This window comes from Xenorhabdus stockiae, from assembly GCF_002632825.1.
GTDB classification, from domain to species: Bacteria; Pseudomonadota; Gammaproteobacteria; order Enterobacterales; family Enterobacteriaceae; genus Xenorhabdus; species Xenorhabdus stockiae.
Window position 1 is genome coordinate 25,616 of record NZ_NJAJ01000034.1, and the last position, 14,573, is coordinate 40,188.

Annotated in this window: 16 protein-coding genes and 1 pseudogene; 15 read left to right on the plus strand and 2 right to left on the minus strand. The window is 46.1% G+C overall.

From position 1 onward, the window contains the following. The first annotated feature begins 49 nt into the window (after window positions 1–49). Genes Xsto_RS23020 through Xsto_RS21590 form a run of 11 tightly spaced genes read left to right on the plus strand, consistent with a single transcriptional unit; the run spans window position 50 to window position 10,106 of the window. Window positions 50–190 carry a DUF6890 family protein gene (locus Xsto_RS23020; RefSeq protein ID WP_422646205.1) on the plus strand — a complete coding sequence of 47 codons (141 nt, stop codon included), beginning with the start codon at window positions 50–52 and terminating at the stop codon, window positions 188–190. Next, entirely contained in the window at window positions 187–2,460 is a 2,274-nt protein-coding gene (locus Xsto_RS15950; protein ID WP_244590418.1) for a phage tail tape measure protein, read from the plus strand. The genes Xsto_RS23020 and Xsto_RS15950 overlap by 4 nt, the downstream gene beginning before the upstream one ends. Beyond that, the gene (locus Xsto_RS15955; RefSeq protein ID WP_099125689.1) at window positions 2,453–2,788 is read left to right on the plus strand and encodes a DUF2590 family protein; all 336 of its coding nucleotides are present in this window, start codon (window positions 2,453–2,455) and stop codon (window positions 2,786–2,788) included. Before Xsto_RS15950 ends, Xsto_RS15955 begins: the two co-directional genes overlap by 8 nt. Next, the gene (locus Xsto_RS15960) at window positions 2,778–3,962 is read left to right on the plus strand and encodes a baseplate J/gp47 family protein (RefSeq protein WP_099125690.1); all 1,185 of its coding nucleotides are present in this window, start codon (window positions 2,778–2,780) and stop codon (window positions 3,960–3,962) included. Before Xsto_RS15955 ends, Xsto_RS15960 begins: the two co-directional genes overlap by 11 nt. Then, window positions 3,955–4,611 carry a phage tail protein gene (locus Xsto_RS15965; protein WP_099125691.1) on the plus strand — a complete coding sequence of 219 codons (657 nt, stop codon included), beginning with the start codon at window positions 3,955–3,957 and terminating at the stop codon, window positions 4,609–4,611. The genes Xsto_RS15960 and Xsto_RS15965 overlap by 8 nt, the downstream gene beginning before the upstream one ends. Window positions 4,612–4,622: 11 nt before the next feature. Continuing rightward, window positions 4,623–6,674, plus strand: a complete 2,052-nt coding sequence (locus tag Xsto_RS15970; RefSeq protein ID WP_099125692.1) for a phage tail-collar fiber domain-containing protein — start codon at window positions 4,623–4,625, stop codon at window positions 6,672–6,674. Then, window positions 6,674–7,012 (plus strand): tail fiber assembly protein, encoded by a 339-nt coding sequence (locus Xsto_RS15975; RefSeq protein ID WP_099125693.1) that lies wholly within the window; start codon window positions 6,674–6,676, stop codon window positions 7,010–7,012. Before Xsto_RS15970 ends, Xsto_RS15975 begins: the two co-directional genes overlap by 1 nt. Further along, complete coding sequence (locus Xsto_RS15980; protein ID WP_099125694.1) at window positions 7,012–7,740, plus strand: hypothetical protein; 729 nt, start codon at window positions 7,012–7,014, stop codon at window positions 7,738–7,740. Before Xsto_RS15975 ends, Xsto_RS15980 begins: the two co-directional genes overlap by 1 nt. Then, window positions 7,712–8,251: a baseplate complex protein gene (locus tag Xsto_RS15985; protein ID WP_099125695.1), complete on the plus strand. Its 540-nt coding sequence runs from the start codon at window positions 7,712–7,714 to the stop codon at window positions 8,249–8,251. Before Xsto_RS15980 ends, Xsto_RS15985 begins: the two co-directional genes overlap by 29 nt. Continuing rightward, window positions 8,248–9,885 carry a type VI secretion system Vgr family protein gene (locus Xsto_RS15990; RefSeq protein ID WP_099125696.1) on the plus strand — a complete coding sequence of 546 codons (1,638 nt, stop codon included), beginning with the start codon at window positions 8,248–8,250 and terminating at the stop codon, window positions 9,883–9,885. Before Xsto_RS15985 ends, Xsto_RS15990 begins: the two co-directional genes overlap by 4 nt. Window positions 9,886–9,938: 53 nt before the next feature. Further along, entirely contained in the window at window positions 9,939–10,106 is a 168-nt protein-coding gene (locus tag Xsto_RS21590; RefSeq protein ID WP_169926660.1) for a hypothetical protein, read from the plus strand. Between the two features lie 473 nt (window positions 10,107–10,579). Here Xsto_RS21590 and Xsto_RS15995 read toward each other — a convergent pair whose 3' ends face one another. Further along, the gene (locus Xsto_RS15995; protein ID WP_099125697.1) at window positions 10,580–10,768 is read right to left on the minus strand and encodes a hypothetical protein; all 189 of its coding nucleotides are present in this window, start codon (window positions 10,766–10,768) and stop codon (window positions 10,580–10,582) included. 384 nt (window positions 10,769–11,152) lie between these two features. On the opposite strand from Xsto_RS15995, the pseudogene Xsto_RS16000 reads away from it, so the two are divergent. From Xsto_RS16000 to Xsto_RS16010, 3 genes and pseudogenes are all read left to right on the plus strand, one after another. Beyond that, a pseudogene (locus Xsto_RS16000) lies at window positions 11,153–12,554 on the plus strand (tyrosine-type recombinase/integrase). 51 nt (window positions 12,555–12,605) lie between these two features. Next, window positions 12,606–13,301, plus strand: coding sequence for a hypothetical protein (locus Xsto_RS16005; protein WP_099125698.1), 696 nt, complete (start codon window positions 12,606–12,608; stop codon window positions 13,299–13,301). 168 nt (window positions 13,302–13,469) lie between these two features. Beyond that, the gene (locus Xsto_RS16010; RefSeq protein WP_244590419.1) at window positions 13,470–13,679 is read left to right on the plus strand and encodes a helix-turn-helix domain-containing protein; all 210 of its coding nucleotides are present in this window, start codon (window positions 13,470–13,472) and stop codon (window positions 13,677–13,679) included. 95 nt (window positions 13,680–13,774) lie between these two features. Here the strand turns inward: Xsto_RS16010 and Xsto_RS16015 are convergent, their stop codons facing one another. Further along, window positions 13,775–13,966, minus strand: coding sequence for a hypothetical protein (locus tag Xsto_RS16015; protein WP_099125700.1), 192 nt, complete (start codon window positions 13,964–13,966; stop codon window positions 13,775–13,777). A gap of 233 nt (window positions 13,967–14,199) precedes the next feature. On the opposite strand from Xsto_RS16015, the gene Xsto_RS16020 reads away from it, so the two are divergent. Next, window positions 14,200–14,409: a hypothetical protein gene (locus Xsto_RS16020; protein WP_099125701.1), complete on the plus strand. Its 210-nt coding sequence runs from the start codon at window positions 14,200–14,202 to the stop codon at window positions 14,407–14,409. Window positions 14,410–14,573 lie beyond the last annotated feature (164 nt).

Below are 14,573 nucleotides of genomic sequence, written 5' to 3' on the forward strand. Positions count from 1 at the left end.
TGCGCGAGTTAAGGCTATTGATAATAGCTTATTTGAACAGGCCTTAACTCTGCGTCGTCATTACTTACCAAATGAAAATGATAATACGGAAAATTTAGCCCGTGCAATTTGGTTAGATAATCGATATTGGGAATATACACGAATTGCAACTGCAAATGGAATTGCATTGGCACTAAAAGGTGAGCCATGAGTCAGCTCGATTTTATATTAAATCTCATCAATAGGGTTACAGAGCCACTTGATAATTTAAAAAATACTATCTCTGGCGTTGCTGAAGAATCACAAAAAGCATTTGGGAAAATTTCCGCAGGTGGGCAGACAATAGCTGACGCTTTTTGGTCAACTCATAGTTTCCTTGAACCTGCTATACAAATGGATGAGGCGTTAAAAACAGCTTCATTACAGGGAATCGATAGCAGCGTTATGGCGAAAATTGCCAACGATTCTGTCACATTCAGTTCCCAGTATGGTAAATCAGCCATCGATTTTGTGAATTCGGCAGCAGAAATTAACAAGGCAGTGCAGGGGCTGGAGCAAACGGAATTGCCCCAGATGACCAAAATTGCTAACACCACTGCTGTTGCCCTGAAAGCCAGTTCAACCGATGCAGCGAATTATATGGGGAAAATGTTTGCGCTTTTTTCTGGCCATGCTCAATCGGTAGGCAATCTTCAGTTTGCTGAAGAGCTGTCGGGTAAAGCGGTTTTTATGGCGCAAACTTTCGGCACCAGTATGCCGGAAATGACGAAATTGTTGGAAGATGCCCGCAAAGCCGGAACAAACTTCGGCGTAGGGATTGATGAGCAGCTGGCTGTGTTGGGGCAATTACAGGAAACATTGGGAGGCGATGCCAGCCGTGCTTATGAGGCATTTTTATCGGTTGCAGCGGATGGCGGAAAAAGTCTGGGATTAAGTTTTGTTAACGCATACGGTCAGATGCTTTCCATGCCGGAAATACTGGCACAGCTACAGGCTAAATATGGCAGCAGTATTGAAGGTAACCTGAAAGCGCAAGCCGAAATTGAAGCCGCATTTGGTGACTCTGCGGTGGTAGTCAAAGCACTTTTCAATGACGTTGATGCGCTAAACAAAAATATGGCAGCACTGGGTGCAAATGATGGCATGGATCGTACCTACAAAATGGCAGCACAGATGGCTGACCCGTGGGAGCGGTTACAGCAAATCTGGCAGAATCTGCATATCCTGATTGGTTCTGCATTGTTACCCGTTATCAAACCGCTGGTTAATTGGCTAGCAGATACCAGCCAGGTACTGGTTCGTTGGATGAAACTGTTTCCCAATATTGCACGCTGGGTTGGTTATATAACGCTTGTCATTATGAACTTTGCTGCTATTGGGGCGATGGCCAACATAGTGATGGGAGTATCCAAGCTTATTCTGATTGGCCTGCGGGGTGTCATGGCGGGTTTTACCTTGCTAATGCAACTGGGAACAGTGGCAGTATGGCTTTATAGAGCATCTATCTTTGCATGGAATATTGCTCTGAGAGTATTACAGGGCACATTGTTGGTTATTCGTGGTGCGGCTATTTTGACCGGACTGGCATTTAGCTTTATGAGCTGGCCGATTCTATTGCTTATCGCGGTTATTGCTGGATTGGTGTTTGCTGTTATTAAGTTTTGGCAGCCGATCAAGGCATTTATTAGCGGTTTTATACAGGGATTTAGCGAAGCCAGTGATTCACTCTCACCCTTATCATTTTTATTTGGTGCAATTGGTCGGGCAATTGGCTCTGTCTGGAATGCGGTGAAGGTTTTATTTAGTGTTCTTGGTGGATTTATTAGTTTGCTCTGGAATGGAATTAAAGGGCTATTTGGCTGGTTTGCTAAATTATTAGCGCCTATCCAATATACTGATGAAGAACTTAAAAATGTAACAGAGGCAGGAAGTGTTTTTGGTCGTGTTGTTGCCGGTGCTATTGGTTTGATCATGTTGCCTATTAATTTAATCAGTTATGCCATCGGCGGTTTAGCCGAATTATTTAGTTTCGTGTGTAAGTTAATTACTGGTGACTGGAATAGTCTGGGAGATCTTTTTAAAGAGTTTACCTTTGTAAAAGCCTTCTTAGATATGGTTGATGGTATAAAAAATATTTTTAGTGGTTTTTTCGATTGGTTAAGTGAAACTTTTGGTGAGGAGATAAACTCAGTTATCAATACGCTTAACCATATTCCTTTCGTGAACATTGAAACTATTCCTATTGAAAAGAGTGTTACTAAGTCAACAGCAGGAATACCTAATATAGGAAATGATTCACAAACTGTATTAACAGGCGGGAAAAAACTAGGCATCAATAGAAATGGACTAATGAGTGAAGTCGCGAATAATTCACAGACTGTTAATGATAATAGCCGCCGTATTGAAAGTGTGACATTTAATGTCGCCAACAGCATGACACCAGATCAATTTACAGAATGGGAACAAGTGGCATATGGATGAGCCTAAATATATCGATTTATTAATTAATGAGCGAGATTTTACACTTAATTCAGGAAACGAACCGTATTTTTGTAATAACCGAGTTTCCATTGGGCAGGACTGTATTCACGCAATTATTGAAAGTGGCTTGGCAACCCAATTAATTGCTGAACGCAGCCCGACATTGCGAGCGGATATTCATACTCAGATAGTTATTCTGATTGAGAATGATGAGCGGATTATTCCGGGCACCGTCGGCATTAATGAAGAATCATCGACCAAATTATGGATAACAGCAGAAACCTACGATTTTGGCCGTATTAATGTGAGTGTGGGACATGGACACTAAACCCACCATTGACTATGAAAAGGTGCTACGTGACAGCGGGATGCCGACCACAGAAGCCGACATCAGCAAAGCCTTTGTCAGTGTGGTGAATGAAGCCGGGCTGGTCACTAACACCTCGCGCATGTCCCCGTTCTGGCGGCTGATTAACACCATTGTCACGCGTCCGGTGCTGTGGCTGAAAGAAGCCTTAATCAACGTCACGCTGAAAAATATGTATCTGGCGAGCGCCTCCGGTTCATGGCTGGATATGTTCGCGTGGGGCGTGAACCTGAAACGCAAACCCGCTTCGGCTGCGCAGGGTGTTATTCGTTTTTATAAAGCAACAGGGGCCTCTGCCGTGACCGTGCCTGCCGGAACGGTTATCCAGACTGAGCGTATTAACGGTGAAATCTACCGGGTCAGCACCACCGAAAGTGTGGCCATTGCTGAAGGGGTCAGCAGTGCCTTGCTGCCTGTCACGGCTGAAGTAGCAGGCGGCGCATTCAATCTGGCCCCCGGTTATTTTCGCATTCTGCCTGTGGCCGTGTCCGGCATTGCACGGGTACAGAATGAGGAAGGCTGGCTGTTAACCCCCGGCGCGGATGCGGAATCTGATGACGATTTGCGCGACCGTTGCCGCAACCAATATAACTTGGTGGGTAACTATCATACGGATGCGGTTTACCGGGGCATGATTGCAGCAGTGGCGGGATTAAGCATTGATCGCATCTTCTTTCTGCATGATGCGCCCCGTGGGGCAGGGACGGCTAATGCGTATCTGTTGCTGGATTCGGGCGTCACCAGTCAGTCCTTTATTGAGGCGGTGAACGATTATATCACCAATCAGGGCCATCACGGGCATGGTGATGATATGCAGTGCCTGCCGATGCCGGAAACCCAGCATGATTTAGCGGTCACGCTGTTTGTGGTCAGTCTGGCGAACTACAGCAACGAACAGATAGCCACCCTGAAACGGGATGTCGAGAACCTGATCCGCTGTGCCTTTCGGGAAAACAGCCAGTATCCGGTGAAAAAAACGTGGCCGTACTCGCGTTTTTCCTTTTCCAACTTAGGGCGGGAAATCCACCGTGAATTCAGCGAGATTGAATCCCTGACCTTTTCTCTGGGGGATATTCTCAGTGACTTAAGTGTACCACGGCTGAAAACGCTGTCGGTGGAGGTGAAAAATGTCTGAGTTCAGGCAACGCCTTAAGCGATTGGCCCTGCCCTCATGGATGGACAAGGGCGAACCCGCCAAACTACTGAGTGCGGCGCGGGCATTCTGGACGCAGGTTTACGGCTGGCTGACATGGCCGCTGGCCCAGCTGGACGCCGAAACTTGTACTGAGTCGTTGTTATCGGTGCTGGCCTATCAGCGCGATATCCAGCGTTTTAACGGCGAACCGTTGCCCCTGTTCCGCAAGCGGGTGAAGTATGCGTTTATCAACGCGAAAGATGCAGGCAGCATCGCAGGTTTTATTGCCATCTTTGAACGCCTCGGCGTGGGTTATGTGGAATTGCTGGAGCGCCAGCCGGACATTGACTGGGATGTGATTATCCTGCGCCTCAGTGACAGCCAGATAGCGGCTAACCCTGATTTGCTGATGAATATTATCCGGCAATACGGACGCACCTGCCGTCGTTATCGCTTTGAAGTGATCGCGAAAAACCAGTTGCTGATGCGGGTGGGCAATATCGGGGCAGACTATTGCACGTATGCCGCGGCTATTCCGACTCAGCCATTATTAATAAAAGTAGGGCATATCGCGGGCGTTGCCGTCTGTGACAGTGCCCGCCTCAAGGAAAGCAGCGCACCGAACGTGACCTACGGTGCATCATTATAAGGAAATAGAAAATGTCCTCCGTCATTACTTTGGACTTTGAAAAATGGAAGACCCAGCAGGTGGCCGCAGGTCAGCCTGTGGTGTTGGATGAGTTTGTTTTTGCCAATGTGCCGGAGTTAGATCCGACTCAGACTATCAGCCGTGATGAAAAATTGCCTGCTGCAAATCAAATCGTCCACCGTCAGGCGGTCAATAAAACCGGACTCGCCAGTGAGAACGCCGTGGCTTACAGCGTCACATTGGGCACGGAAGTGGGTCACTTTGATTTTAACTGGATTGGCCTGATGAATAAGGCTTCCGGTGTGATTGGCATGATCACCCATGCGCCCACCCAGAAGAAAATCAGAACCGCTAACGGGTTGCAGGGTAATGTGTTAACCCGCTCTTTTTTGCTGGAATTTGACGGGGCGGCGACAGAAACGGCCATCACTACCACCGCCGAAACCTGGCAGATTGATTTTACTGCCCGTTTGACGGGGATGGATGAGATGCAGCGCCTGATTAATACCGACAGTTACGGCGAAGCGGCGTTTTTCGGCGATAGTTTTGCGGTGGTGCGTCAGGGTGAACAGTACCTTGTGAAAAAAGGGCTGGCTTATGTCGGCGGGCTGCGTGGCGTGTTGGCATTTGACCAGACGCTTAACAGTCTGCGTAATACCCGTGTGTATGCCGATTTCAGCTATCAGGGCAATCTGGTGAGTCAGTGGAAAACCGTGGTGAAAATGACCGCCGCGAAAGAGCTGAACAACTATGTGGATGCGGTAAGCTATCCGCATTATGTGTTTGCGGTGGCGTGGGTTGATGGTGATGGGAATGTCACCGATTTGCGGAGTAAAGGGTCATTAAATGAGCGTAATATTGTCGCACTGAACGGCGAATTGAGTAGAGTTAAGCAGGACTACGCGACTCAACAAGCCTTAATCAGTGGCCTCAATGGGAAGCAATCCAAAGGCGATTATGCCACCCGACAAGAAATCAAAAATGTTATGCGACTTGGTGATTTTGGCTTTGGAGGCACGGGCGGTGAAGTTAATTTGGAAGAAGCAGCATTCAAAGATTATTTCAGAAATGTGAATACGCCCACCAGTGTGTTTATGAATCGCCACTACACAACCAGCCTGAGTTACCGATACAGTGCCATTTTGTATTGCAAAACGATCAACACCTATACCGCGATATCAGCCGGAACTGGGGGGCAAGGGGTCACCGTGGTCGGCGGATATGACTTAAGTGACCCGGTTGTTTATCGGTTATGGACGGATATCAATACATCGACAGATAAAAATGGTTTTCTGCGTTCTGAAGGTAAAAGCGATGCATTAACGATGGATGATCTGGTTCAGTCAACGGGCACCGCAGAAACCAAAGTCATGAGCCAAAAAGCAGTGACTGATGCCATAGACAACAAAACACGGGGTCTTCATAGCAAATTAGGCTTTGATAATATCGTCCAGACGACGGGGCAATCTACGGTTGATGTGATGAGCCAGAAATCCGTGACGGAAGCATTCCATAGTCTCCAGCCTGAAATAACAGGCGGGGCCGATTTTGTCGCTTCAAGCAATACGATTGGCATGGTAGGGATGGTTTCTGCACTTAAGCTGGAAGTAGGAGATGTGATCCAGACTATTGGGGCACAAAGTAATCGGTTATTTACTGTCGAAGTCATCCTCAATGACAACAATATTGTGGTGAACTTCGAACACCGAAATGGAGCCGGAAGCCTGTCTTTAACCAATGAAACCACATCCGTGACGATTAAACGGATGACTAAATGGTACAACGCACCGATAGGGTTGGGGCAGGCTTGGGTGGATGTCACAAATATAAGATCTAATGGATTAAATTATATAAACAATTCCGGCAGGTCTATACAGACATTGGTTGTTGCTGATTCCGGTGGAGATGAGTGGGTTTGTACGCTGAATGATATTAAAGCGTCCTCTTTAATATATGCGGGTTCAAAACAGAGCGTGGTGTACAACATTAATAACATCATTCCCAATAAATCAGCTTACACAATAAATGGCCGGGCAGTGTACCGATGGCTGGAGCTAAGATAATGAGATACTTTAAAGATAATGCAGGTAGCGTCTATGCGTACAATGAAATCCAAACGCCCAAAGAGGGCCTCATTTCTATTACGGAGAAAGAAGCAAAAATTTTAGCAAATCCGCCTCTCACAACAGCGCAACTCATAACTCAGGCTGAATATGAAAAGCGAACACGTTTGGCAGAGGCAACACGCATGACTGCCCCCTTGCAATATGCAGTCGATCTCCAGATGGCAACTCAGGTAGAACAAATTTCACTGACGGCATGGAAAAAGTATTGTGTCCTGCTTAATCGAGTGGATTGTGCCACCGCCCCCGATATCATCTGGCCGGAGCAACCCGAATAATGCACTGGCAGCGTAAATCCCTGAAACTGTCCCCGACTTTATCGGGGCTGTCTGCCGCCATCGTGCCTATCCATCCATTTATTTATGGTATCGGGCAGCAGACTGACAGCGGCAGTTATCTCAGCCCGACCAATGCCATTGAGACGCTGGCGACTCAGCTCACGGGGGCGGGCCATATCAATAGCCTGATACTGATGGTGTGCGCTAAAACCCACGCGGAATTTATGCAGCACCTGACGCAGTTCTCAGCGGTGCTGCCGTTGCCTGCATTGGCACAGGTCAAACGGATGGCAAAGACGGTGGAAAGTCTGACCACGACAAAAATGCAATTGCCGGGCAAGCCGGGTGGCGGTTTACCGCTGCCACAACCGCTATCCACCGCAACCAGCCGTCAGGCGGTCAATGCACAATTGATAGCCAAAGCCAAAGCACAGGCCAGCGCGGGCAGCAGCATTGCCGGGTTAAAATCCCAGTTAACCGCGTTGACCACTGCCCGGCAATCGGCGTTGCAGCAAGTGACCGATGCCATGAGTGGGCTGGCGGGAAAATCCGCCACGGTCTGGGCGTTCGCCGGGAAAGGGAACGGTGCACATGTGGCAGAAAAATTACGTAAAAATATCCCCGAACCGGACGCCGTGTACACACTGGCCGTGTTGTTTGCCGGAAACGATCTTTGCTCATTAGAAAGGATGCTACACCATGAGCCAAATTATCACCCTCGCCCTTGATGGCGAGGCGATTGCGCTAAAAAGTCTGACCGTTACACCCTCTGTGATGTTTCAGGATCAAGACCAGAGCGGGCAGTCTTCCAGCACCGCTGTCGCCGAACAGGGAATTAAGCCGAAAGAGCTGCGTATCACCGGCATTATTCCCTTTACCGAACAGAAAACCCTGTCGCGCCTGTTTGCACTGGCGGAAGCCAAAGACAATGGCAACCTGAAACGCTACCGGGTGGCGAATCTCACCGCACAGGCTATTAACTTTCGCATTGGCACCTTTACGGGCACGATTGATGCCAGCAAGGTGGACGGTAAACAGGCATGGCAGGTCACGTTTACCTTGCGCGAGCATTTATCGGTCGCGGAGAAACGCGACGCCCGTGCCACCGGCGCGATTCAGGCGAAAAAACAGACCGGACAGGGCGGCACGAAAGCCGGGGAAGACCCGGAAAAATTAAGCTGGTTCGAACGTGAGGTCTTAAAACCGATTAACGATGGCATCGGAGGCGCAAGCGAATGAAACCCATCCAGCGACTCTATTTATCCGGCGATGAGATGCATGTGGTCGATGCTAATCTCATGTTGGAATTGTCCGCCTGTGGCCGGGGGTTTATCACAGCGGAAACCACGACTGATTACACCGGGAAACTGGTGCGCCTTGAGGTGGGTTATCCAGATTTGGTGCTGCGCTGGTTTACCGGGTATGTGGAACGCTCACAGCCTGCCCAGAACGGCTATCAGCGCCTGTTTGTGCGTGAACTGGTCGGCGTGTTTGATAAAGCATGGCCGTGCTCGTTTCAGCACCCGACGTTACGCCAGATAGTCGACTGGTTGCAAGAGCACAGCGGACTGACGTTCATCTTACCGGATGCGCCTTATACCGATAAACCCATCCCACACTATACCCATAACGGCACGGGCTACCAGTTACTGGGCAGTCTGGGGCAGCTTTTTGCTATTGACGATTATCTCTGGCACCAATTGCCGGATGGTTCGGTTTATCTGGGCAGTTGGGCGCATTCGATGTTTGCCCAAAAACCTGTCGACATCCCGAATGAATTCAGCCAGAGCCAGTCGGCGGGCAATGCCATGACCATTCCGATGATCCAATCCCTGCGCCCCGGTTTTGTGGTCAATCAGCAGCGGCTGACCAAGGTTAATCTGTTGAATGAAAACATGAGCATCACATGGCAGCCGAAAGGCCAGACGGAGCATAAAACCCCTGCCCAGCGCCAGATTGATGCCGCTTACCCTGAACTCTCTGCCGGGTTACATCTGCCCAAACTGGCCCGCATTGAAGCCCACACCGAAAACACCGTCAGTGGCGATGTGTCTGACCCATTCCGCCCGCGTTATGCGGTTGATGTGCAATTACTGGATGCTAACGGCAAAGATGCCGCAGCCCCGGTTTATCGGGCTGTACCGCTACCTTTGCCGATGGCAGGCAGTGAATCGGGCATGTTCCAGTATCCGCCTATCGGCACCGTGGTTGAAATTGCGTTTGAAGGCGGGCGACCGGATAAGCCGTTTATCCGCCAGACGTTAAGTCAGGGCAACACCCTGCCAGACATCAAGCCCGGTGAACAGTTGCAGCAGCAGCGGGCGGAAGTCTCGCAGCGCGTGACACAGGAAGGGAGCTGGATACGCCAGACTGACCAGACCATTAACGAATCGTCCATGCACCGTGAAATTAAAGCCGACACCGAAACCCGCACCGTAGTGGCCCGTGATACCACGATTCAGGCTACGGATAAAACGCTGGTGTTAGGCACATCCACCTTATTGGCGGGTGCTGTGCAGCAGGTGGCAGAGGGGGATTACAGTCTGGCCACATCCGGCAATTACCTCGCCAGTGTGGGGAAAAATGCCACTATCGACGTGGGCCAAACGCTGATAGAGAAAATCGGCCTGCTGAAACAGAGCATTGCAGGCGTCAAACAGGAAATCGTCGCACCTGTCGTCTGGGTGGGCAGCCCACAAATTAACGTCATGACGTTGATGTTAGAGACACTGGATGTGGTGAAAGAACTGGCGGAACTGACCGCTGCTCATACCCATCACAATACAGGCACCCCCCAGAACGCCAGCGCCATCCGAGGCACCGCCCATAAATCCGATGGGCTGAAACAGAAGTATTCGCCCGTGATTGGGTAACAGCGGCTTATCTGTCTGGTGCTTTTTGCAAATGTAAAGGATTGCTATTGGATGTGATAACACGTAGAGTTACGATGTTGGCTTTGAGATATCGCGCTATGGCTGAGGTGGCTCATGACCGAGGCGGCTACTCCGCCACTGCACGAACAATAAAACGTCTCGCCAAAATAGAAACGGCGAAATCAACCTCACCAATTGATTTTTCTGTTTCAGTCAAATAACCCTGCTTCGGCGGGGTTTATTTTTATCCCCTCAATAAAACGCCGCCAGACGCACACAGCACCGCTAACCCATTAAATTACTCCTCGCTATGGTTCATTTGGATCTGCATTCCTACGCTGTGCTCATGCTGCACAATTCCCACGAAATAAACGTCAACCTGACGTAAAACGGACTACACCGCACCCGCCTGCACGTTTTGGATCAAAAAAATATTTCATTTTTAAAATCCTACAACGGGAATCGCTAGAGTGCGTCCGTGCTGGCGTTGTGGGAAAAGTCACAAACTGAAAGGTGTGAAAAGATTTTCAGGGGATTTCAGTTTTTGGATCAAAAGCGGATCGCGGAAAAATATCAATGCATTGATATTAAAGTAAAATTCTATTTTACGTGGAAAAGAAGATCACGGAGAAAAGCCGCTTGGCTACACCCAAGACAGGATAGATGCGGCTTATAAAAAATTATAAGATGAAATTTATGGAACTATTTTTCCAAGCACCCATTCATGCATGGGGCTACCATCTCTATCTGTGCCGCTTGCGCAACCGAGTAATATCCATTTTTTCGTGGCTAATAATTTATTGATAGCAACTTCTTCATCAGGCCAAATTGAAGAAGAAAAAGTTTTTATCTCACTGACTTTATGTAGGGGGTTAGTTTCCATCATGACTCCTGTACGTTAATGAATGCAGAAAATCCCTGTCGCCATTTTATCGCCACTGACTTATAAAAACAAAAAAGCCACTTGTCTAAAATTGGCCTAATGTGCTGATTTAACAGCTTAAATTTGGTGGCCCCTGCTGGACTTGAACCAGCGACCAAGCGATTATGAGACTGAGTAAGTGGTTTTATTTATTTATACTTGTTATTGATTTTCAATTAATTACAAATTTCATAACTACTGTATAAATACACATAAATAACCTAAAATACTTGCCTACGGTATCCTATAAGTATCCTAGCGTCTGCAAGCGATTCACAGGATACCCTAATCGTTTGGTGACAATAGAAAAGTTGATTCTTACTTTTTTAATATAGAGGGACAGATGTGGAAACTTTCAAATTCACGAAAGCTAAACTAGAAAGCCTGCCACCACGCAGAACGTGGGCAAGTTGAGTATAGTGATACAGTGGTAAACGGGTTACGTATTCGTATCGGTACGACTGGAGTTAAAAGTTTCTGTATTTCCAGAAAGAGAAAAGGAAAGTTTATCCGTGCCACATTAGGGCGATTTCCTGATTTATCTATTGATAATGCTAGGGCAAAGGCGCTTGAGGTTCTTGGTGAAGTAGCCACTACAGGCCAGAACCCCAATGTTGTTAAGCGTATCAATGAAAAAGCAGTAGTAACATTATCTGAGGCTTTAGACACCTATATTTCTAACAGAGGGCATAGATTAAAACTCACTACTGCCAATCAATATCGTTCCATATTAAAGAATTTTTCCGGTGATTGGCTGCAACAACCGCTAGCATCAATAAGCAGGGAACGTGTCGAACTCAGGCATAAAGCAATCACTGAGGGTACTGTTTGGTTTGGTGCTGACAAAGCAACGTTACGTGCGGGTGTTGGAACTGGCAGTAACGCACAGGCTGATTTATGGGCTAGGTCGTTAAGAGCCGTTTATCGTTTTGCCCATGACCATTATCGAGATGAAGAAGAAAGGGTTTTACTCCCTGATCCGCCTACCGCCGTTTTGAGCACAAAACGTAAATGGCATGGCACGGTAAGAAAAACTGATCGTATCCGAACACATGAACTTGCACGCTGGTTAAGTGCTGTGGCCACTGTTCGGGATAAAGCCGAAAATGGAAGAGATGATGTTGCAGTCGCTGCATGTGACGCGGTGGAAATGGCTATGTTTACCGGATTACGTAAATCGGAGATATTCAACCTTACTTGGGATCGTGTGAATATGGGAGGGCACTATTTCTGGATAGAAACAACCAAAAATGGCGATCCGCTTGAACTTCCTATTACTGATACCTTAAGGAACTTGTTTAGTCGGCGTTTGATAATGAAACAGAGAGAACAGGATTTTGTTTTTCCCGGTCTGAGAGGTGTTATCAAAGAATGTCGCCATGTCATTGATCGTATTAGCGCAGCTACCGTCCCTGAACCTAATTTAGATATGCTCCAACCAATACCATTCAAATGGCACGATGCCCGCCGCACATTTGGTACAGTCGCCGAATTAGTGGGCGTGGGTAACTATATTTTGAAGCGCTTAATGAATCATAGAACATTACGTAGTGCTGATGTTACTCAGGGTTATTTACATTTTGGTGCTGATGAATTGCAGGAGCCAGCTAAAAGAATAGAACAGGCGATACTGGAACATGCTGGCATGGTAGAGAACAAAAAGGTATTAGATCAAAAAATTATTTCTATTCTGTCTGGAATGAGTGATGACGATAAACGAAGAATTCTTTTTCAATTATCTGAATAAAGTGCTAAAAATTAATTATGGAAAAAACGTGGTGGATTAGTGGAGGATTTGATGTACAAATACTTATATGGAAAATGGAAATACTTGAAAGGATTGGTTGAAGGTTATGGGGGAATTAGGCTTTGTGATATTCGACATTATGTACGACTTGAAAATGAAAATATGCAAGATGATGAGGAGGTAAAGCATTTTGAGTTTCCTCCTGAATCATACCAGTTTTCTATTAATAATATGGATCTGGATTCAAAGGATTTTGTTGGTCAAATAAAATTTGATATTTTTGTGAGACCATGTCTATGTATTTGTTTTAGTAATAAAAAGAATAATGCTGAATTATTTGAAAAATTTGAAGCAGACGTATGTATTGAATTTAATGTTAATTGCCTTATAGAGTTCTTAAAGTACATATTTGAAACACAGTTTAAAGGCGAGGTAATTGCAAAAAATGTGTATTACTACACAGACAATGCTGGTCTAGGAACATTATCTTCACAGGATGCAGTTTTCGCTAAATCAATTAAATACGAACATGAGGATGAGTTTAGGATAGCAGTATTTTTACCATATGATTATGAAACATTGATCACGGTAAATGGAAAAAAATTTAAAGCTTTTAACAAGTGTGAATGTAAGTTAAAGACCATAAAAAATGGTGAATGTCACTGTTATTTTTCATTGTTACATAATGGGTTGGCTGATGGATTCAAATCGTATATTAGAGATATAAAAAAAATAAAAAACAATTAGTATTAATGGTTATTTTTTACCATTTTATACTTTTTTAGTTAATTATTTCCCTGTAAAAGAACCTGCTCTTCTCCTGTATACAGTGTTATACAAGATAAATCCCTGTCCTAAATTGTTACTTATAAATAATCTATCACTACTGATAATTAATAATATATGGTGCTAAAAATGAGATTACATCCTTCCGCAACAACCTTAGAAAAATTCACCAGAGCAGAAGCCGCAGTTTATCTTGGTGTCACTGCACAAACGCTGGCTAACTGGGCGTATACAGGAAAAGAAAAAATTCCATATCATAAGGTAGGCCGTAAAGTTATTTATTTAAAATCAGATCTTGATGGTTATTTGGTTTCAACTCGCCGTGTTCAGACAGCCTAATAAAAAATAAAAGGTGACATTGCAAAAGTCACCTTCGAAATAATTAATTTTTAGGATAAAAGACCTATGAACCGAATTAATAAAATTTATTCAGCTCAGCCTTTGGGTTTAATTCCTAATCGTTCTAGTTCTTGGCGACCTAATGTTTTTAACCAATTACCTAAGGTCACTCCTGCGTCAGATGCGGCATCTTCAAATTGTGCTTTTAACTCTGGTGACAGCCTGACGTTAAACATAGGGGAACGCCCAGCACCTTTAGGGCTTTTATCTCTTTTGGGTGTTGACATGTATAGACCTATTACACTAGTATCGAAATCAATAGGTCTATACCTTAACATGATTTAGACGTTAAATAAAACGCCCCCGAATGGTATTACCAGTACCAAACGAGGGCTAACAACCACCGATAACAACAGTATCGAGGTAGCTATGTATCAATATACCTTTCTAACCAGAAAGGGCAAAGTCTGTTTGCCTAAAATCTTCCCTATGTGCTTGACCTCCGTTCAGGGGGCATACCATGAGTCATAAACCTATCTCACTGAAACAGGCGCTGCATCGTGCAAGTCTGGGAATTTCACTTTTCACGTTCATTACCAAAAAAGCCAAAGATGAACGCTGTGAAATCAATTTAAATAACTTGATTGCATTGGCACACGGCATTCATCAGGAGATTTATCGCGACCTGTCGAAACATGCCCCACAGAATCCAGTGAATAAATTAACCTGAATTCTGGATAAGAAATTGACGAGAGGCCTGTTCCAGGAGCAAAGTTTTGGTGAAAGCCTAAAACGACTCCGGGGAGGAACAGGCCATGGACAAGTTAGTTGAAATTTTCTGCGATGTCGACGACTTTTGTCGTTTTTTCATCCCCCAGTGGGCGCAGTTTTGTC